The sequence below is a fragment of the Corynebacterium sp. HMSC063A05 genome (genome assembly GCF_001809695.1).
In the GTDB taxonomy this organism is placed as follows: domain Bacteria; phylum Actinomycetota; class Actinomycetes; order Mycobacteriales; family Mycobacteriaceae; genus Corynebacterium; species Corynebacterium amycolatum.
The window spans coordinates 409,409-429,548 of the sequence record NZ_KV798500.1; the positions used below are offsets into that span (position 1 = coordinate 409,409).

General features: G+C 56.8%; 18 protein-coding genes. 5 read left to right on the forward strand and 13 right to left on the reverse strand.

Features of this window, described 5'->3' with window-relative positions:
• Positions 1-88: 88 nt before the first annotated feature.
• Entirely contained in the window at positions 89-1,618 is a 1,530-nt protein-coding gene (locus HMPREF2651_RS05685; protein ID WP_049181721.1) for a catalase, read from the reverse strand.
• Positions 1,619-1,977: 359 nt separating this feature from the next.
• Between HMPREF2651_RS05685 and HMPREF2651_RS05690 the strand changes: the two genes are divergently transcribed.
• The 4 genes from HMPREF2651_RS05690 (at position 1,978) to HMPREF2651_RS05705 (ending at position 5,932) form a co-directional block, all read left to right on the forward strand.
• Positions 1,978-3,081: an efflux RND transporter periplasmic adaptor subunit gene (locus tag HMPREF2651_RS05690; RefSeq protein ID WP_038627401.1), complete on the forward strand. Its 1,104-nt coding sequence runs from the start codon at positions 1,978-1,980 to the stop codon at positions 3,079-3,081.
• A 9-nt stretch (positions 3,082-3,090) separates the two neighbouring features.
• A complete protein-coding gene (locus tag HMPREF2651_RS05695; RefSeq protein WP_038627399.1) occupies positions 3,091-3,828 on the forward strand; it encodes an ABC transporter ATP-binding protein in 738 nt (245 codons plus the stop codon).
• Positions 3,815-5,245, forward strand: coding sequence for an ABC transporter permease (locus tag HMPREF2651_RS05700; protein WP_038627397.1), 1,431 nt, complete (start codon positions 3,815-3,817; stop codon positions 5,243-5,245). Before HMPREF2651_RS05695 ends, HMPREF2651_RS05700 begins: the two co-directional genes overlap by 14 nt.
• Before the next feature lie 108 nt (positions 5,246-5,353).
• Positions 5,354-5,932 carry an RNA polymerase sigma factor gene (locus tag HMPREF2651_RS05705; RefSeq protein ID WP_048759123.1) on the forward strand — a complete coding sequence of 193 codons (579 nt, stop codon included), beginning with the start codon at positions 5,354-5,356 and terminating at the stop codon, positions 5,930-5,932.
• A 66-nt stretch (positions 5,933-5,998) separates the two neighbouring features.
• Here HMPREF2651_RS05705 and HMPREF2651_RS05710 read toward each other — a convergent pair whose 3' ends face one another.
• The 5 genes from HMPREF2651_RS05710 to HMPREF2651_RS05730 all read right to left on the reverse strand — a co-directional run bounded on the left by HMPREF2651_RS05710 (position 5,999) and on the right by HMPREF2651_RS05730 (position 8,864).
• On the reverse strand, positions 5,999-6,550 hold the full coding sequence (locus HMPREF2651_RS05710) for a hypothetical protein (protein WP_049181724.1): 552 nt from the start codon (positions 6,548-6,550) through the stop codon (positions 5,999-6,001).
• Positions 6,547-7,002: a hypothetical protein gene (locus HMPREF2651_RS05715; RefSeq protein WP_049181727.1), complete on the reverse strand. Its 456-nt coding sequence runs from the start codon at positions 7,000-7,002 to the stop codon at positions 6,547-6,549. The genes HMPREF2651_RS05710 and HMPREF2651_RS05715 overlap by 4 nt, the downstream gene beginning before the upstream one ends.
• Positions 6,989-8,077, reverse strand: a complete 1,089-nt coding sequence (locus HMPREF2651_RS05720; RefSeq protein WP_049181730.1) for an Asp23/Gls24 family envelope stress response protein — start codon at positions 8,075-8,077, stop codon at positions 6,989-6,991. The genes HMPREF2651_RS05715 and HMPREF2651_RS05720 overlap by 14 nt, the downstream gene beginning before the upstream one ends.
• Positions 8,074-8,271 carry a hypothetical protein gene (locus tag HMPREF2651_RS05725; RefSeq protein ID WP_005511694.1) on the reverse strand — a complete coding sequence of 66 codons (198 nt, stop codon included), beginning with the start codon at positions 8,269-8,271 and terminating at the stop codon, positions 8,074-8,076. Before HMPREF2651_RS05725 ends, HMPREF2651_RS05720 begins: the two co-directional genes overlap by 4 nt.
• A 65-nt stretch (positions 8,272-8,336) precedes the next feature.
• A complete protein-coding gene (locus HMPREF2651_RS05730; protein ID WP_049181732.1) occupies positions 8,337-8,864 on the reverse strand; it encodes an Asp23/Gls24 family envelope stress response protein in 528 nt (175 codons plus the stop codon).
• A gap of 823 nt (positions 8,865-9,687) precedes the next feature.
• Here HMPREF2651_RS05730 and HMPREF2651_RS10795 point away from each other — a divergent pair.
• A complete protein-coding gene (locus tag HMPREF2651_RS10795) occupies positions 9,688-10,320 on the forward strand; it encodes a trypsin-like serine protease (protein ID WP_049181734.1) in 633 nt (210 codons plus the stop codon).
• 107 nt (positions 10,321-10,427) lie between these two features.
• Here HMPREF2651_RS10795 and HMPREF2651_RS05735 read toward each other — a convergent pair whose 3' ends face one another.
• From HMPREF2651_RS05735 to HMPREF2651_RS10970, 7 genes are all read right to left on the reverse strand, one after another.
• Positions 10,428-13,619: an LPXTG cell wall anchor domain-containing protein gene (locus HMPREF2651_RS05735; protein WP_049181735.1), complete on the reverse strand. Its 3,192-nt coding sequence runs from the start codon at positions 13,617-13,619 to the stop codon at positions 10,428-10,430.
• Positions 13,619-14,551 carry an isopeptide-forming domain-containing protein gene (locus HMPREF2651_RS05740; RefSeq protein WP_049181738.1) on the reverse strand — a complete coding sequence of 311 codons (933 nt, stop codon included), beginning with the start codon at positions 14,549-14,551 and terminating at the stop codon, positions 13,619-13,621. The genes HMPREF2651_RS05735 and HMPREF2651_RS05740 overlap by 1 nt, the downstream gene beginning before the upstream one ends.
• Positions 14,544-15,557, reverse strand: a complete 1,014-nt coding sequence (locus HMPREF2651_RS05745; RefSeq protein ID WP_239392967.1) for a class C sortase — start codon at positions 15,555-15,557, stop codon at positions 14,544-14,546. Before HMPREF2651_RS05745 ends, HMPREF2651_RS05740 begins: the two co-directional genes overlap by 8 nt.
• Positions 15,558-15,794: 237 nt before the next feature.
• A complete protein-coding gene (locus tag HMPREF2651_RS05750) occupies positions 15,795-17,411 on the reverse strand; it encodes a SpaH/EbpB family LPXTG-anchored major pilin (RefSeq protein ID WP_049181743.1) in 1,617 nt (538 codons plus the stop codon).
• A gap of 673 nt (positions 17,412-18,084) precedes the next feature.
• Positions 18,085-18,444, reverse strand: a complete 360-nt coding sequence (locus tag HMPREF2651_RS05755) for a hypothetical protein (protein ID WP_005511660.1) — start codon at positions 18,442-18,444, stop codon at positions 18,085-18,087.
• Positions 18,445-18,609: 165 nt separating this feature from the next.
• The gene (locus HMPREF2651_RS05760; RefSeq protein ID WP_038627376.1) at positions 18,610-19,377 is read right to left on the reverse strand and encodes a class F sortase; all 768 of its coding nucleotides are present in this window, start codon (positions 19,375-19,377) and stop codon (positions 18,610-18,612) included.
• Positions 19,378-19,386: 9 nt separating this feature from the next.
• Positions 19,387-20,140, reverse strand: a 754-nt coding sequence (locus tag HMPREF2651_RS10970) for a VaFE repeat-containing surface-anchored protein (protein ID WP_168162258.1), incomplete at its 5' end; no start/stop codon positions are given.

The following is a 20,140-nucleotide window of genomic DNA, read 5'->3' on the forward strand; positions in this document are numbered from 1 at the left end:
CGTGGCTGTCATGCACAGACAGAATTTTTAAATAAAGCGTTAGCCCTGCAGCTGGTCAAACCACCTGCAGGGCTAACGCTTTTCGTACTTACTTCGTTGCCTTGAAGCGCTTTTCCACCTCAGTACCGAGCCAGGAATCAACGTTGGTCCAGTACTGGTAGACACGCTGCTCCACCTCTGGGGAAACACCCTGCATGGCGCCGACGATGTTGTTTGCCAAGCGATCGCGCTCGGCATCGTCCATCACATTGCGGACAAGATCGCCTGCCTGCGAGAAGTCATCATCCTCAGGGTGCTGCACGTAGGCGCCGGCGTAGAACTCTTCGCCCACGCTTTCCCACTGGCCAAAAGCGCCAGCGTCAACCTGCCCCGCGTGACCGGAGTGGACTGGGCAGCCAGCGGCCTTGGCCGCAGCCGCGGTATCGGCCTCCGGGCCGCGTCCGGCGGCGTTGGAGCCATGAACCGGCAGATTCGGGTCAGCGTAGTGGTAGGTGCCGTAGCCGTCCTGCGAGAAGGAATTCACTGGGCAGCGCGGCTGGTTCACCGGCAGCTGGTCATGGTTGACACCAAGACGGTAGCGGTGCGCATCAGCGTAGGAGAACACACGAGCCAGCAGCATCTTATCCGGGGAGAAGCCGACACCCGGCACGGTATTCGACGGCGCGAATGCGGCCTGCTCAATCTCGGCGAAGAAGTTGCCCGGATTGCGGTTCAGGGTGAAGTGACCGACCGGAATCAGCGGGTAGTCCTTCTGCGACCAGGTCTTGGTCAGGTCGAACGGGTTCACCTTGTAGCCGGCAGCCTCGTCGTAAGGCATAATCTGCACCTTGACGTCCCAGGTTGGGTAGTCGCCGCGCTCAATTGCCTCGAAGAGATCCTGGCGAGCGTGATCCGTGTTTTCGCCTACCAGCTCAGCGGCCTCATCATCCGTCAGGAAGTCCCAGCCCTGGCGAGTCTTAAAGTGGTACTTAACCCAGAAGCGCTCACCTTCAGCGTTAATCCACTGGTAGGTGTGGGAACCGAAGCCGTCCATATGACGGAAGTCCTTCGGAATACCACGGTCACCCATCAAGTAGGTGACCTGGTGAGCGGACTCCGGAGAGGCAGTCCAGAAATCCCACTGCATATTGGCATCGCGCAGACCCGTATCCGGCAGGCGCTTCTGAGAGTGGATGAAGTCCGGGAACTTAATGCCATCGCGGATAAAGAACACCGGCGTGTTGTTGCCCACGATGTCGAGGTTGCCCTCTTCGGTGTAGAACTTCAGCGAAAAACCGCGCACGTCACGCCAGCCATCCGGGGAGCCCTGCTCACCAGCGACAGTGGAGAATCGCGCCAGCATCGGAGTGACAGTGTTCGGCTGGAAGACGGCAGCCTTGGTGTACTTGGAGACATCCTCGGTGATGGTCAGCTCACCGAAAGCACCTGCGCCCTTAGCGTGAACAACGCGCTCCGGGATGCGCTCACGGTTGAAGTGTGCGAGTTTTTCCAGCAAGTGGATGTCGTGGAGGTTGATACCTCCCTGCGGGCCGTTTGTTAGCGAATGCTGCTCTGTAGGAACCGGCGCGCCGTTAAGACGAGTGGTCGGACCATTGGAGCCTTCATAGAGATTCGACATGGGGTTTCCTCCTAAAGACGAGGGCTAGATGTCAGTCGCAACATGCCCTGACGTTTTCCACCCTACACGAAGTTTCATATTTTGCCTATCAGTCCTCCGGGATTGATATATGGACTTAATTATTAGTCCGATTAGGTTCGCTATATCGGCGACGAACACTCGACCCAAAAAAGGCAGATTTTTCTCGAAGAAAACCGCACACAATGACCGTCGAAAAGCACTTACTGCGCTTTCATGCAATACCTATCAGCACTGAATAAAAGGTATAGCCAGCACTACCGCTGCCCGCGCGGGTTACGGGTAGGATTTGTCGCGTACCACGCTGTCAATTTGGATTCTGATCGGATACTTCTGCAGACATGAAAAAACAAGGGAGGGGCGCAAAAGCGCTCACAGTCTTCAAGTACACGCTGGCGTTGCTGGCGACCATTGCGCTTCTCAAGATCGCATTCTTCCCCGCTAACGACGAGGGCTATGCGCAAGCAACCGGTGATTTCTCCCAACCCACCACGGAGCTATCCCCTCAGCGGATCAATAACACGCAGAAACTGTCTGCCACCATCGTCCCGGATGAGCCCACCGTGATCCGTGCCAACGCGTCTGGTGAAATCACTGACGCCTTTGTCAACAGCGGTGGCAACGCCGTAGAGGGCCAAAACCTGCTCCAGGTGAAGAAAACCTCGGTGTCCGAGAATGCCAGCACCTCCGGCAGCGCGGATTCCGATGATGAAAGCGCCGCAGCTGCCGCGCCCGAAACTACCGTGACCTGGGGAAACATCACCGCTAAGGCTTCTGGCACTGTGCAGTGGGATATCGTCATTGGCCAGACGGTCGAGATTGGCCAGGAAATTGGCACCATTTCGCCGAATAGCTTCCACGCCGTAGCACCTATTAAGCCGAGCCAGCTGTACACGCTGGGAGACTCGATTAACAATGGCCGCCTCGCTATCACCGATGGCCCGGCACCATTTTTGTGTGATTCGGTGAAGACTGTCACGGGAAGTGGCACGGGCTCGCAGAACACCGGCGCCGGAGAGGGTGCTGGCATGGGTGCCGCCGCTGCGGGGAGTTCCTCGGGCGGCCCACAGCTGCGCTGCGATATTCCCGCAGATCAGACCGTCTACGAAGGTGTTCCCGCAACGCTGATTCTTGGCAGCGGCACGACCTCGGAGGTTCCAGCACTGCCAGTGACCGCCGTGGAGGGACGCTTCCGCGAAGGTGTTGTCTACGCTCCAGCTAAGGATGGCGGCAAGCCCACCAAGATCAAGGTCGAGCTGGGCGCCAACGATGGCACTTTCATTGAAATCAAGCGTGGCCTGAAGGAAGGCCAGCAGGTTTTGGAGTATGTGCCTTCCTACAGGAACGAGTTCGCTGGCGACGGCAGCGGCACTGGCACCGGCACTGGTGAAGGCAGTGACACTGGCTTCGACGAGTCCGGCGATGACGCTGGCTCTGAAAAGTAGGCCCGCGCCATGCTTAGTTTGACCGCAGTCACTCGAACAGTGACGCTCCCCAACGGCGAGGAGCTGCCTATTTTGAAAGGCATCGACCTCGAAGTGCCACGCGGTGAGCACCTCAGCATTGTCGGCCAGTCCGGTTCGGGTAAGTCAACGCTGCTGAACATCATTGGCATGCTCGATTTGCCGGATTCTGGCACGTACACGTTCGACGGCACTGATATTTCCACCTTGTCGGATAGGAAACGCGCTGCGCTCCGGGGCGATAATTTAGGATTTGTCTTCCAGCAGTTCAACCTCTTCCCCTCCCGCACCACTCTGGAAAACGTCGAGGTTCCGCTGATGTACGACCGAGGCGAGAAGTTCTGGAATCGCACCGAGCTCGCCGCCGCGATGCTGGAGCGCGTCGGCCTGGGAGACCGCCTAGAGGCCACCCCCTCCCAGCTTTCCGGTGGTGAACAGCAGCGTGTGGCAATTGCCCGTGCGCTCGTGCGCCAACCGCAGCTCATTCTTGCCGATGAGCCCACTGGTGCGCTCGATGTCGACACCGGCAAGATCGTCATGGATCTGCTCGAAGAAGTCGCCACGGAAAACAATGCTGCGCTGATTGTGATTACGCACGATTTAGAGGTCGCCGAGCGCGGCGATCGGGCACTTGAGCTTCGCGACGGGCAGTTGCACGCCGACTCCGTCCTGCTATCTGCCGCCAACGCCATGCACGGCTTCGAGGAGGTTGCTGATGACGACGAATAAAGAAACCGAATCGAAGTCACGGCCGTCCTTCCTCTATGCAGCAACGCCTTATCTCGGCGCTCTGCTGGAAGCGTGGCATGAGCTGCGCATTAACCGTGGCCGCATCATGCTGTCGCTGGTCAGTGTGGCCGCCGCAGTGTGGGCGATGACCACAGTCATTGCGCTTGGCAATATTCTCACCAGCTCTCAGGATGCGGTAACCGCGCAGAGCACGGGTGTCGCCGGCACGGTCACGTTGACTGCCGGAGCGGGTAGTTCCGGTTCTGAGGATAGTGGAGACTTCGGCGATGGCGGCTTCGGTGACAGCAGCGCCGGCACAATGGCCGATAGCTTCGGCAGCTTCGGCGGCGCGGGCGTCGGCGGAAACGGACCGGACGATTTGAGCGTCATCAATCCGGACGGGTCCATCAACGACGCTTTTTCCGCTGCCACGCATCGCCTGGTAGAGACCACCCATGCCAACTTGTGGTCGCGGGTTCGCATGCAGCCAGCCACACCTGAGCACAATATGGATGACTGCGCACCGGATGATTACGAGTGCTTTTCGCCAGGTACTCCGGAGCTGATCGCCGCTGACCCGGGCTGGTTCGACATCTACGCCCGCACCATCGTGCAGGGACGCCGCTTGGAAGATGCCGATGGCCAGCGCTTGATGAACCCCGTGGTGGTCAACGACCAGTTCTACGAGAGCCTGGGAAACCCAGCGCTAGCCGACCACCCAACCTTCACCTTGAAGGAAACCGGCAACACCACTTTCACCGTGGTGGGAGTGTATAAGTCCCTCGGATCGTGGGACGCCCCGAGCGTTGTCACGCACTACGATTCCTTCCTCAATGCCGGCTACGAGGGTCCGGTGGGTGAGCCGCAACTGCTCGTCGCAACGCCTGAGGAGTCCGCGAAGGAGAACCAGAAGGCGCTGCACAATATTTTCCAGGCGGAGCTCGGCCCCAGCTGGAAGGTGAATACCTCCCTGTCGGAGAAGGACACGGAGATTTCCCAGGAGATGAATAACACCATCACTACGGCGCTGGGCATTATCGGTGGCATTGTGATCGCGCTTGGCGCGTTGGGCCTGCTCACGGTCTCGATTGTCACCATCGGCCACCGTGTCCGTGAGATTGGTATTCGTCGCGCAATGGGCGCGTCGGCAGGCCGGATTTTTATCTCTGTGTTCTTGGAGTCGATTGTCGCCACGACGGTGGCGGGCGTGGTTGGCGTGATTGCCTCGATCATCACGGTCAAGCAGCTGCCGCTGGATAAGATGTTGGCGTTGCCGCTGGAGACCGGTGCCGTGGCCTACCCCGTCACGGCCGCTGTAATCGGCGTGTTGGTCGCGACATTCGTGGGCGCGCTGGCGGGTATTATCCCGGCCACCATCGCAGTCCGCGTCAAGCCCATCGACGCCATCCGCTTCTAACACTTCAGCCCCTAGTTCGCCTGGCTGCGTCGCCGCCTGCTTTTTGCAGGTGAGGCCACGTGCAGCCAGGCGAATTATCTTTAGGTTTTAAGTTGCTAAGCTATTGCCATGACTCCTGCACGCCTCGTCTCTAATGACGAATACATCACGCAGCTGGCGCTGAAAGCCGGTCGCGGTGATCAGGCTGCGCTGACGGAGTTCGTGCGGCTGACGCAGAAGGACGTGTGGCGTTTGGTCGCACATCTGGGCGGCGTTGATGCTGCGGATGATTTAACGCAGGAGACGTATCTGCGTGTCATGGGGGCACTTCCCCGTTTTGCGGCGCGTTCTTCTGCCCGCACCTGGCTGTTGTCGCTGGCCCGGCGCGTGTGGGTGGACTCGGTCCGCCATGATTCGGCGCGTCCGAAGAAGTCTGCGGTGGAAGTGGAAAATGCTGCCGAGCAGTTTACGACCGGCGAGTCGTGGTCAGAGCTCGCTGACGCTCGCGTGCTGCTGGAGCAGCTGCCGGAGGAACGCCGCGAGGCACTCATTCTGACGCAGGTGCTGGGGTACTCCTACGCGGAGGCCGCGGAAATCGCAGGTTGTCGCGTGGGCACTATTCGCTCACGCGTCGCCCGTGCGCGCCGCGATCTGGTTGCCGCGCTTGACGACGGCGACAGTGCCAGCGGCGACTCTGCAGCTGTTTAGACCCGCTCCGGCCAGCGCACCCAGCTGGCCAATCTAGGTTGTCTCCCCGCGAAGCTGACTAGCTGACTAACGGTCTAGCTCGATTTTGTAAGTCGAGGCGATATCAGCATGCCCGATGGCATCCCGCATATCACGCTCCGCGTTTTTCAGGGCAGCTACAACAGCGGGGAGGCTCGCGTGCGGCGACATTGCCACGGTCACTTCCAAGGTAGGGATTCCATTATCGCGGTAGACCCGCGAATCCGCCTGGTTAATGTGTGCGTTGCGCTCTAGATCGGTGCACACCGCATCGGCAACGTCGGCGACCGGCAGCGAAATCTCTCCCAGTTTTTCTTGTGATTCCGCTGCGGCGACGGTGCTGAACCGGTGCGAGCGCAGATTAGCGACCACCAAGATACAGCCGACGACCGCTAGAACCGCTGTGACCACACCGAGGACGGGAACATACCAGCTTTGCTCAGGTATTTTTCCCCAGGAGTCCATCCGTCCGGTGTCATGAAGCCACTGTGCGGGAGCGACGCCGAAGTAGCTCGCAATTGCCCATGTTGCTACCAGCAGTAGCAGCGCTGAGAAGAGGAACAACACAATTCGGTCGAATACGCTTACTGATGTTTTCACTTGTCATCACCTTCGTATTCGCCGCGAACTCCGGAAGCAAGTGCCGTGCCATTGTGGAGTTCTTGGTAGTCAGACTTGTGCATCCACACTGGCAGGTTGCCATCGTCATCGACGCGTACATACCGACGCGGGGCAGGAAGAAACACCGCGATGAGCTGTCCCAGCCCATAGATCGCAGCTAGGATTCCGACGAGAAGCAGCACCCACGACGCGGCGGAGTCTAGTGGGTTGCTGAACCAGTCGAATACCGGCTGTAACCATGAGGTGCCACCCGAGCCATTGGCACTGATGATTGCTTCTCTACCTGCAACTACGGCCACTGCGATTATCAACAGACCAGCGAAAACTCCTAGCCCGCGGACCTTTGGCGATTGACGTGGGTCACGTCCCTGGCGAGTTTCGACCGACTCGTCCGAGACCATCGCAGCCGAAGCCGTCTCAGTCGGCGTCATAGGGTGTCACCTCAATCTTTTTCAGTGGGCGCGGCTCTGGCGTGCTTACCACCACGGTACGTGGTTGTGGCACAGATACCGGGCGCAGCTGCTCCTGTCGCGGTGCGCGAACTTGTTTCAGCCGAGTTGGACGCGGCACTTTAACCGGCCGCAGTAGCGCTGGTCGTGGCGCCTTAACACTAATTGTGCGTGGCGACGGCACGCGTACTGGACGCAGATTTGGCTGCCGGGGCACGCTCACCTGTACCAAGGACGACGGCTTTGGCGCTGTGACGTTTCGCAGCTGTATGGGCCGTGGAATTGGTGTGCGACGCACCTGTTTCGGCTTCGGTGCCGGGGTGCGAACCACTGGCAGCGGCGGTGGCACAACAACGCGACGGGCCGGTTGCGGCTTTGGTGCCTTAATAGCCACAGCTGGTTGCGGCTTCGGCTGCATGACAAAGCGCACCGGTTGTGGAGCAGGTGCTGGGACACTGCGTACCCGTTGCGGACGCGGCGGAGTAATGCTGCGTACCGGCTGCGGTGTCACCGGCTGAATGCTACGCACTGACTGCGGCTGCGGTACTGAAATACTGCGTACCGGCTGCGGCGTCGGTACAGCGATGGACTGCACTTCTGGGACCCACCGCACCTGCGGGGTAGTCACTACCTGCTGGTTCACCCGGACAGGTGTCACCTGCGGGTGATCTGAAAAGTGCGCCAAGTCCTCTCTGGTGACACGCACGTGCCCGGGTTCGACGCTGTCGATGTCAACATCGACGGTGACATTTTCAAGTCCGGCCATGTCAGCGAGCCAGGTGGCAACGCTGGACCGAATGCGCACTGCAATTTCCGCTGTCGGCGCCGGCCATGATGCAACGGCGCGAACTGCGACTCGAACCGCACTAACGACGTTTGTAGTGGCAGAACTAGGGGCAATCTCACGGTCGATTGAGACAATTGGATAGTCGCGCCCTAGCACACGGGATTGGTCGAGGGTGCCGGGAACCGCGCGCACGGCCATCTCTACGATGCGGCGGATTGCCTTTTCGCTTACGACGGTGGTGCCACGCGTTGCTGGAACGTGGATAGTCACCGTCGGCGGCCTCCTCGGTTGAACTTACGGTTGAGCTCGGGCGCGTCGATTTTGCCATCGAGTACCGCACCGGCTGCACCGGCCAGACCTCCGAAGGCAATAACCGCAAGAAAGCCCGTGAAACCACCAATCATTGCGGCGAAGCACAGGACAACGGCAATCGTCGCGAAGGTCTTTGTGTAATTATCGAACATGAAATTCCCCTTTTTACGGGCTTACCTGCCCATCCTGCCCGGCTTCGACGCGCAATAGTTGTTAACTACTGAACGCGTGGCTGCTCCTTGGGCTCGTTAGCAGCCGCGATGGCCTTGCGCTGCTCTTCGCGCTGCTTAGCGGCCTCTTCTTCGCGCTCCTGCGGGGTCTGGTAGTCGGTGTGAACATCGGAAACATCAACATTGACTTCAGTGACCTCGAGGCCAGTCATACGCTCAACGGAGCTAATGACGTTCTGACGGATAGCCTCTGCCAGCTCATGGATGGCAACGCCGTACTCAGCAATGATGGTGACGTCCACTGCAGCCTGGCGCTCGCCGACCTCAACGGCAATTCCCTGGGACACGTTGGCGCTGCCGCCGGAGACAAACTCACGGACGGAACCAGCGAAGCGATCCATGCCACCACCAAGGTCATAGACACCGGAGACCTCGCGGGTAGCGATGCCTGCAATCTTGGAGACGACACTGTCGTCGATAGAAGTGTGGCCGTGGCCGGTTCCCTTATTCGCAGAATCCGAGCCAGCCTGAGTTGCCGGAGTGTTCTTAGCAGAGTTCTTTGCATTGTCAGCCATGATGTGCCGTTCCTATTCTCAGTGATGTAGACGAAATGTCTGGACAACGCCAATGCTATAACTGCCGCAGGCAACCTGCAGTACGGCTAGGTGTACATAGCTGCGTGAGACCCCCTCTAGTAGGGCTTTCGTTATAAAAAATTCTTAGATAACCGGATCGCAGATTTGATTTGTTTTTGTCCACAGCCTTCCGGGTATTTTTGTATTTTTGGATTACTCCTGCGTGACGGCAGTTTTTACCTGCCATTCACGGTTCTGATGTTACGAGCGGCCCCCACTTGCCTGCAGAATGCTAACAAATTCAACAACTTTGTATAACAAGGTGCAATTTGCGGCACTATTCCATATTTCGACGTTGGATTAGTACCGGCCCTGGTTGGAACTCGTGCGCGCCACGATTTGGTTGCCGCGCTTGACGACGGCGACAGTGCCAGCGGCGACTCTGCTGCTGGTTAGTGCAGCTGTTTAGCCATGCTCCCCCGATAGGCGTTGCCCTTTTTGCCACCCCATTTTTGGAGCGCTATCGCACATGATTGCTCAGTTGAGCGTAGGTTCTGCCTTAACTGATAGTTTTATACATTTCCTTATATTCGCGATACGAAACGGGTATATAAACTGCCCGGCACGCTTAAGTTCCATCTTTTTCGACGAGATTAGCTTCGTTTTTGCGCATCTTTAGGATGATTGGACGCTTACCATGCGCGTTCGTATTCGCCCTCTAGGAAAATCAACCAGAGGAAATGCTTTTCAATGTGCGACCTGGAAGCGCCAGAACCAGTTTTTGGGCCGCCACCGACCAACTCACTGAGGAGCAGATTTCCCCATGAATAGACCTTCATGGATTTTCACTGTCACTGCCATCATCACGGCTACAACCGGACTACCGGCCTACGCTGCCACTATCAACCAAGGTGATCCAGTTGTTATCGTTCACGCTAATGGGCCACAAGCCAGTGTCTGTACAGCTGGCTACGTCGACAAAACCAACTCTCAGATCTACACAGCAGGTCATTGTGGGCAAGAAGGAGACACGGTGACGGATGGGACCTTCCAGAAAATTGGAGTATTCCAACCGTCTCCCACCTATAACCATTCACTAGATACGGGAAACGATATCGGAGTTGTTTCGCTTGATGACCCCGCTACTGCCGGTGAGAATTCGTATTCGGGTGACTCAATAATATCCCCAACAGATGTTCAAACTGGTGAGACAGTCTGCATATACGGAAACACTACGGGGAAAGTGACCTGCGGTTTAGCCGCTGATCGAGAGGCATACCAAATCGAGGACAACGCTCTACAGGTTCAGAATGTACACGCTCAACGCGGCGATTCCGGTGGCCCTGTATGGGTTCCGGAAAAAGGTGCTGTTGGCGTTGTATCGACTAATTGGAACATCATCGATGGGAACGGGCAGCAGCTTGGCTCCTATATCACCGCTAATTCACCCTGGTAAGAGGGCTTTGTTTGCGTAGGGCTTCCTGATGGGTGGGACGCGAGTCTTGTTCTTTGTGCTGCCCAATGGGTTCTGTGCAGGCGACTGCACAGAACCCATTCTTGTTATTAGGACTGCTGGCGGCGAGTCCAGAACCAACCGCAGCTTGCGATTACCGCACCAAACAGTGTCCAGAGAAGAACTCCGTTTCCGCCGGTCTTTGGCAGCTTACCGGTCTTGGTGTCGGTCACCTGCATGATCATGAGTTCGCCGGAGCCTTCGGCCTTGATAAGCGGGCTGCTGCCACCTACCACTGAGACGGTGTACTCCTTGGTCTCCTGGTCAATTGAGATTTCAAAAGCTACTGGCTCTGGCAGCAGGCTAAGTCCTGCCGGTGCCATCGTTTCTACAAGGTAGAAAGTGCCAGTCTCAGTGATTTCAATCGACTTCTGATCAGGCGTGATGGTGTAGACCGGTCCTCCACTGTGGTCTGGCTGACCACCTGCCGAGGGGTAGATATCGAAGGTCGCACCACCAAGTCCCGGTAGAATCTTGACTCCCTCACCATCGACGTACTCTGCCTTTTCCAAGGTCAGCTTGCCCGGCTTGGTGTCCGGTGCTTCGTAGTTATCGACGACACAGGAAATGGAAGACAGGACCTTATTGGATTCCGACATCTTTACGCGGAAACCGAACTCGCCCACATTCTCCACCTTGAGAGGTGAGGTTTTCCCGTCGCGGGTTTGAGTACATACGGCGTTGAAGTCACCGGTGGAATCCAAGGTGTCACCGCGGCGGAACAAAGTGAAGCCCTGCTTCTGTGTTTCAGCCAGAACCAGCGACTGCTCACGCTCGCTTTCAATGTTCCACGATGCAGTACCCTTATCGGATTCAGATCCGGAGGTTACCTTCATCGACTGATGAACCAACGGGCCATTACCAGAACTGATGACATTGTTCTTCGCAGAAAGAGTGAACTCCCAACCTGGGGCGCCGTCTTCGAGGACCTTGCCGTTTTCATCGACAATCCGCTTCTTGACCTTCACTACACCGTTACAACGAGAAGCGAGTTGTTCACCGATCTGCTTCATCTGCGCGGCGAGCTTGGAGTATTGCTCAACTCGGATGGTGTCGCCTGTACCGGAAATATCCTCACCCATGGTCTTAACCCCACGTGGACCATAGGTCCACTTGGATTGATTTCTCGTGATGTTATTCCAACGTCCGTCCGGGGTACGCTCAAACACACTGAAACCGTCCCCCTTGAAAGCTAGCTCGAAATTTGCCGTGGTATTCGTCTTTAAGTAACTCGCAGCATCCACGTAGTTTTTTGTGAACTGCCAATAAAGCCCTGGCTCTGAATTGGATACATTCGAGTTCCACCAACGTACATTTTTCAGCACGAGATCCTGAGTAACAGTTGTGTGCCGAGCATGCGTTCCACCTACAGTCAAGTCGACCATAATCGGGACGATGCGAGTTCCGGCCGCTTTCAGCTCATTTGCTGCGTCGATTGCCTGGTTAAGGGCAGATTCTTGAACAAATTCGCCACCAAGTTTTAATCCGGGCGCTTTCGAGGAATATGTCGGCATACCGTCGGTGATGAAGTACACCACGTCATAGTTTCCTGCCGCGACCTGCTTGAGGCCTGCCTCCCAGTTGGTCGAGCCGTCGCCTTGCCAATTAGCGACAATGCTCTTTGCCCGGTTTACACCTTGTTCTGATTGCAACGAGATGTAAGGAGGGTTCTGCCCATAGGTTGAGCCGTTAGCAGCACGTGGCGCTCCACCCGCGAAGTTGTAGATACCCAGTTCTGCAGGGGTTCCAGCCAACGAATCAATCAAAGCATTTGCCGCCCGCTTCGACTCGGTAAAGCCATTTGAATCAGCGTAATTCAGTGAGGTGGACAGGTCGGCCACCACAGCAATGCGCAGACCACAACGCTGCGGCATCGGCGGGTTAGCGACACGTCCATGAACCCACTGAGCTCCATCCGGCGGAGTAATAATCTCTGGTGGTTTTGGTGTGCTCTTTTTCTCTCCGTACACGTCGAGCGTCACCTTCAGGTTCTTGTTCTGTGAAAGATTATTGGTGAAGGTAAACACTGCATCTTTAGGCACGAGAGCAGAGTCAACCGGTTTGCCGTCCTTTACCGGAACAACGTCCATAGTGATGAACCCATTGCCAATGTTGACGTTGCGCTTCTGCAAAGTCACACCTGGTTCAATTTGATCCAGAGTGAGGTTGTACTTCTGCGGATCCAAGAAAGTCGCGTCAGTTTCGATACGCACCGTTGCATACTTCATGTGAGACTCCTCAGTCACCTTAGCCGTAAAGGCATTGGGCTTCTTCGGATCTACTGGGTCAGCTTTAACTGCAAACTCGTGACCGATGGCATCAAAGTGACGCCCTTCGACAGCCGGTGGCTTGGGGTCTTCGGAGGAATTTGAGCAGTTTTTAACTTCACCACTTAGATTGAAAGTCCACTCGGTACGCGCATTCGGGGCAAGCTTAAAACCTTGCTGCGCCACAGCAGTGACTTTGACAGTTCCTGGCTTGTTCTGCTCATAGACATGAGGTCCGGCGGGTGCCTTTTTTGCGTTGAGGTAGTAATCAACTCCCTTGGTATCCGGGATATTGATATAAGCCTTCTCCACGCACTCCGGTGCAGTAGCAGGGTCGACAAGAGTCGGTTCTGCTGGAGTTATCGTTCCCGGCCCCGGTTCCGGCTCCGGGGTCTCTGGCTCGGTGGGCTCAGTCGGCTCTGTCGGCTGGGTAGGCTCCGTCGGGTCCGTTGACGGGTCTGTTGGCTCACTCGGTTCGGTGGGCTCAGTGGAGCCGTCAGGAGTACCACGAAGGGTTATGGCCACGTCGCCAGTTCCTTTCGGGGTAGTGTAGTGAAGGCTGAGCGTGACTTTGTCGCCCAACTTTACCGTTTGATTCAACCCCTTATGTACGAATTCGAGTGGCGCCTGTCGAGCACTATCGTTACGAGTGATCTGCGGGTCGATTGCCCTGCCATTGATTTTCAAACTATAGCCCTGAATCCATCCTTTCCCACCAACGTTGAATTGCAGGCTGTCAATAGTCGCATCCCTATCGATTGTGAACTCGTATTCAGGAGTGGGGCGAGCATCAATATTCTTAAACTCATACTTCGGCGGAGACGTCGGAATGACCTCCGTCTGCGCCTGCGCCTGCGGCGCGTTGGGCGCAAACGCCTGACCGCTGACAACGAGAGCTACCGCTAGCAAAGCAGCCAAGAACATGCGAAGCACAGTTCGCAGTGAATCCGGCAAGCGGAATGTTGTCGAAAACATTAGTTCTTCCTACTTTCTGAGTTCTTCCTGCTAGCGGCGATAATGACGAATCCTCCACCAATCAGGGCTGCGGCGAGAGCTACCAGCCCTGCCACCTGTACACCGGTAAGCGCCAGCGAGCCGGAACTTCCGCTGCTTCCGGAGCTCGACGAGGATCCAGAAGAGTCCGAAGGTGTCGAGGTCCCCGGCTCATCAGGTGGCGTGGAGGTAGTCGACGGGGTCGTCGAGGTTCCCGGTTCACCCGGTGTTGTCGGCGTCGTTGGCGGGGTCTTCGGCGGAGTCGATGTGCCCGGCGTCGTCGGTGGAGTCTTCGGCGGTGTTGCCGGCGGCGTCGTTGGCGGGGTCTTCGGCGGAGTTGTCGGAGGTGTCGACGGTGGTGGCGTCTCCCCCGGCTTATGCGACTTCGCCACAATGACTCCCTCTACCGGAGTGGAGTCATAATCCAGCCCATAGAACGGCACCGATACTAGGAAGGGATTAATCTCCCGGTAGCTGTCGTTCGGAGCCGTCGAGGTAACGAGGTAAATACCCTGCGGCAAATCGCTGAACTTCACGGAGCCGTTTTCATCAGTGACCTGGCTAAAGTGAAGGTCTTTCGGCCACGCAGCAAGCTCAGCGGCAGTGGCCTTTTCAACCTTCTCGCGGTCCTGCGGCCTAGACGGCGAGACTCCCTTGAGACGCTCCAGATGGACGGTCACACCAGAAATAGAACCCGAAGCTGGCGAATTATCATCGTCCGGGTTTCCTGGGCTCAAGGTAATGCGCACAATGTCCGTGCCGCTCGTTGCTGAAACGCCCGGGGCATCCTGATGCCCAACAATTCTGGCCGCGTTGGCGTCATTCGCGCCAACTGCACCCATTGCTGAAACCAGAGCGCAGGCAGCTAAGAACGCAGCTATCCGGTTCCAGGTGGATGTCAAAGATTTATTCATTGTCGTTTTCCCACCACGAAGTGTTGTTATTATCCTCGGACGCTGATTCGCTGCCGTCAGCGAGTCCATCGCTGTCTGCGTCGCCATCAGCAGTCTCGACGTCCGCGTTCTCGGCGTCGTCGTCAAGCTCTTCGTCGGCGTCGAGGCGCTGGCGCCAGAGCCACCACGCAAAGCCCGTGCCAAGCACAAGTACCGCTACAAGCAGGGCATACATCCACCACTGCCATCCAGCTCCGTGCGTTTGATCGAAGATTTTGCTTTCCGACGGATCCATCGGCACTTGGTGCCCACGCACTAGCAAACGATGCGTGTTAATTCCGTAAGGAGTGCAAGTGATGAGGGTGATGTAGTCCTGGCCTTCAATGGGACGAAGATCATCGGTCTCATGCGGAAGTACAACCTTGATTTGATCAATCTCGTACTTCAGCTTGTGACCTGCGACCTGGATATAGAAGGCGTCTCCCTCTTTTGCTTTCCGCAGGTTATCGAAGAGCGTTACGTTAGTAAGTCCGGTGTGACCGGTAATGATGGAGTGGGTTCCAACACCGCCGACTGGAAGATCGGATCCGTATAGGTGTCCGAGCCCCTTGGCGAGCACCTCATCGCTGGTGCCGTGGTAAATCGGCAGGTCGGCCTGAATCTCTGGGAAGATCAGACGCGCCATCACGTCGGTAGCGTTTAGCTGATCGAGATAAGCGGCGTACTCGGGGTTGTGGTCATTAACTTCGTTAAGCCACGGGTCCAGAATCGGGCCGGTGGTTTGGCGCTCATTGTAAGAATGAGCGCGTTCCCACTGTTCATCTTTAACTTCTTGGGGTACGGACTTTTCCAACTTGGCGAACTCTTTGGCCGCCTTAGAGGTGCCGTAATTGTTCAATGCCGTGGAGACAACCGGGTACAGCATCACAAGTAAACCCACAATCACCAGAATTGCGGGGAGAACCATGCTGTTCTTCTTCGCCTGCTCAGGCTGATCAGGCTGGTCATCTGATGCGTCCCGCGTCAGCGTCGACGCAGAGTGTTTACCCACGGAGGAACTCCCAAGAAGTCAATCAAAAAGGGATGTGGCCTTTCTCTTTCTCACCGGCATGGGGTTGCCTGCTGTTGAAAAAGAGCACATCGAAAGGCCGCAACAGTAATTTCAGTGATGCGCAAACTACAGGAATGGCGTGCGCTGTTGAACGCACGCTATTCCCGCAACACTGGAGCTACAGCGCTCCAGTGACCGAGCCTTTACTCGGGTTTAGTTCTTGGAACCGCGGCGGGCGAACCATGCACCAGCTGCTACGATAGCTGCACCGATAGCAGCCAGGATGCCAACACCGGCGCCACCGGTCATCGGCAGGTTCGGGGTGGTGTCGTCGGAGTTAACAACCTCACCCTCGTTAGCGCCGACCTGGACGGAAGCCAGCTCGTAGACGCGCTCCGGGTCAGTCGAGGTAGCAACCAGCTTGAACTCGAGAGCCTCCGGCAGCAGCTCCTTGCCCTTCGGAGCCTTGGTCTCAATCAGGCAGTAGTGGGACTGCTTGTCGTTTTCAACCACAGCGTTGTCTTCGAAGTCGTTGACGTGGAGACCAGTGATCTTGACGGTACCGTCCTGGTCGGAGACGAAGGTGGTCTTAACCTCGCCACCCTGCTGACCGTTTACCGGAGTCCAGGAGTCCTTCTTCTTGGTGTCAATCTCGGAGCACTGCTTGCCAGCCTCCTGACGGACAATCTGGAACTCAGCGCCTTCCAGACCCTTGCGGTCGCCATCGACCTTCTTGAACTGCAGGCCGCCCCAGTAGGTCTTGACCTCCGGAGTCTTCTTCGGAGTGTCGTTCTCGGTACCGTCTGGGTTGTTCTGGAAGACCAAACCGGTGTTCGGTGCGATGTCGGTAGCGTTCTCGAACTGCGGCTTCAGCTTGGTGGTGATGGTAACGACGACCTTGTCACCAGCATTGAGAGTCTTTGCAACTTCTGGTTTCAGGTCGACGTCGACCTTGTTGCCCTCGAAGAACTTCCCATCAACATCCTGCGTCGGCTGGATCTCCTGGCCAGCGACCGTCACCTTCACGTCGGTGATTTCCAGCTTCGGGTCAATCTGGTCAGTGATCTGGAACTGGGTGCGCTCCGTGTTCGGCTTCAGCTGGCGAGCAGTACCTGTGACGGTGTAGACCAGGTTTTTGTCGCCTGCGTTCTGGTCCTTGTCCTTGACGGTCTTGTCCGGCTCTTCGTCCTTGTAGTTCTTCGGGAATGCGTGAACGTCGTAGTTCCAGGTGGTGCCCTGAGTCTCGGCGCCGACCTTGCCATTGCTGGTCATCGGAACGAAAGCGATGAACGGAACAGCTGGGTCGTAGCCTTCCTTCGGGGAAGTCTCAACAACCAGGTAAGCACCGAGAGGCAAATCCGTGCCAACGTTCCACTTGCCGTCTGCGTCAGTCTTGCCGTCTGCGACCTTCTGCAGGACCCCCGCAGGAAGGTCGCCCTTAAGAGCTGCGCCCTGAGAGAAGTCAGATGCCTTCAGCTTCGAAGCAGCCAGCAGACCCTCGTTGGTGGTGACATCAATGTCGGTAGCGCCGTCTGCAGTCTTGTTGATCTTGTAAACAGTGAAGCCGACACCTTCAAGCTTCTGGCCACCGTTGGCCTCAACATCCTTGACGTCAGCTTCGGTACCAGAGGGATGTCCTTCGCCGGTCGGGTTACCGAACTTGTGAATGGTGAGCGAGCCCTTGGCGCCCTTATTCACCAGTGGGGAGTCGCCGGCAGCCTGGTTGACGGCAGTGTCCTGAGCGATTGCAGCCGGGGCGGAGACGCCCATCGACAGACCCACGATGGCAGCGAAGGTTACCGAACGAGCGGTACGAGAGAACTTATTCACGAAAACAGGTCCTTTACAGAAGTCCAAAATGAAGCGACACGCTTCAATACGTCTCGCGATTCACTTCAGACGGCGACATTGATATTCCCCGACCGCACAAAACTGAGAGTTCCCTTAAAGGAAAGACCAGTCCGCCTAACCTTCTAAGCTTAAGCATCATGAACTTTTATGTTTATATTTATAAACATTCCAGCTCAGGCCCATTGCTCGTTCGGTTAACAACGCTCAGTGAACCGCTTATAAATAACTTAACCTGTTCAGCGCTTAGCCAACACTCGACGCAAACACGCCGCCAAGCCGGAACGCACGGAAAACTTATGCAAAAGTAAGAATTATCGAAGATTGGTATCGCTTTTATAGAGGTCACAACGACTTTTTCCAATCAGACCAAAACATTCTCGAATCCCCGCAGAATCCACCCACCCCCCACAACCGGGGGCAGCCAAATGACCCATGCCGATTACCTCCATGGGAAACCGTCATCCCCCCAGTACATCCCAGGAAAATGGGGACTTATCAACCTTCTCGAATTTGTTGCCACGACAACGTCGTCAAGCGAAAGCAAAAGCCGTTTGCAGCAAACCGCCCCGCGACGCACCGCCCTGTGCTAGGACCTGTAAAAACACAAAGACAGTAAGCGACACGGGGCGCCCTACCGCGTCAGTTAAGACGTTTAGAGAACCGCCCAGTAATGAACATCGTTGTAGCCGTTGAGCTTGAGGACGTCACCAATCTGATCGACCTTCTTCTTGCCCTCGGGAGTCATACCATCCGGCATGATCTGCACGTCAGCGCTGTGGTCACCGGTGAAAGTGATGTTGACGTAGTCCTTGCCATCGCGATGCTCAAGCTCGAAGACGTAGCGGTTGACGGCCAGCTTGCCCGAGTGGAGGAATCCGCCCTTGCCCGGGGCGACAACTGCGGTGTCAGCAGAGTTTGCAGGTGCAGCTACCGCCTGTGCGGCAGTAGCAACCGGAGCGGCAAGCACAAGTGCGCCCACACCCCAGACACCGATTTTCTTCAACATGCTCATAGGTACCTTCCTTATCTTCAGTGTTTCTGCAGTGTTTCTGCAGATTTGTTCTGTGGTTATCTGTGTTTTCTGTGGTTAGCGGCACCGCCGTTGTTCGACGGCGCCAAACAACCACAGCCAATGGAATTGGTCAATGAATTGAGAGCCGCGCCCTAGCGCACTGGATTAGCGCACCGGGGTGGCCTCGACGATGATGTTGTCTGCGTATCCCAACGTGCCGCCGACGAACTCGCCTCCGCAGGTAATGAGAACCAAGCGGTTCTCACCAACTGCATCGTTGACGGCCTCGGGCATCCGAGCGCCCTTGACCACCTGAATCGGATCGTGGCTGACGGTGAAGTCGCGGCTTTCGCCATCCACCTTCACCGTGACAGTGTCTCCAGCCCTCAGGTCAGCGAAACGTGCAGCGTAGCCATCACCCTGGTCCACCTCATTGACGTGGCCGGTGATGACGGACGAACCAGCAGCACCTTCCTCACCGGGAATCGCGGAAGCTGAGTACCAGCCAAGGCGTGAAACATCCGTCGGCGGAATCAGAGATCCCTGATCAGTCAGCTGAACGAAATCAATCGGAGCCGACTTACCATCAATGAGCATCTCCATCTCGTGCACAGCTCCCCGAGAACCCTGTGCTGGAGTGGGCAGATTCTCCTGCGCACCTTCGAGCGCCGAATCATTGCGGTTCAGTTGGCCAATAACCAGCAGAGCGATAACGCCGATTAATGCGATAGCGGCGATATACATCCTTGGCTGCTTCCACCACGGCACGTCCTGCAGGTCTTCGACATGGCCGTCGGCCTGGTCTTCGTCCTGGTCAAACGCATCAACGTGGTCGAGTGCGCCGGTATCGGTTTCCGGTTCGATGCCCGGTTCGTAACCTGGTGCGTTTCCAGGTTCCTGTCCGGCCTCGTCCGAGCCAAACTGATCAGTCATGGAATCTCCTTAGTTCGTAGCTACCGTCGGCAGAGCGTGAGTAGCCAAACCGGTCGGGCCAGACGGAACCGAACTAATTGCACGTCGTTCCGAGTTCGGAGCCAACGGCTTTCCATGGTTCTTCTGCTTGTCCTGGCCAGTGCCACCAATGACAGTGACGTTGGTGTTGTACTGCTCCGAATGCTGATTAATCACAGTGTTCGGGGTGGCAGCATCGCTGGTGGGTGCGGAGGAATCGTCGTTAGGCGTATTCTGCTCGCCCTCACCCTTGGACTGCTCAGCGGGCGTGTTCTCTGGGGTCTTGCCATTCGTGACAGTCTGCTCCGCAGAGTTGATGTCCTTGTGAACAGCAACTTCCTTGCCATTGGCATCGGTCAGCGTCTCGAAGACAACCTGAGAAGCGCAGTCGGCATCAGTGATGATGATCGGAACATCAACCGTGCCTGCGGATGCCGTCGGCACAAAGTGCAGGCGGCTCCTAGCGCCAGTGGACTTGCCCGTCTCCTTGCACATCAGCTCACCGGTCAGGGTGTACTTCGTGCCCGGCTTCAGGCCAGTGAAGTGCACGGTGTCGATGACGACAGCGCCCTTCTCAACCTGAGCCTTGCCGGCAATACCGGCAGTAGTCGTGATGGCTGGGTTGTCCTCAGACTGCGCTGGGGTGCTCGGGTGGTTCGGCTGGGCAGGCTTGGACGGCTTGCTCGGCTTCTCTGGCTGGGCAGGCTTGGACGGCTTGCTCGGCTTTTCCGGCTGGGCAGGCTTA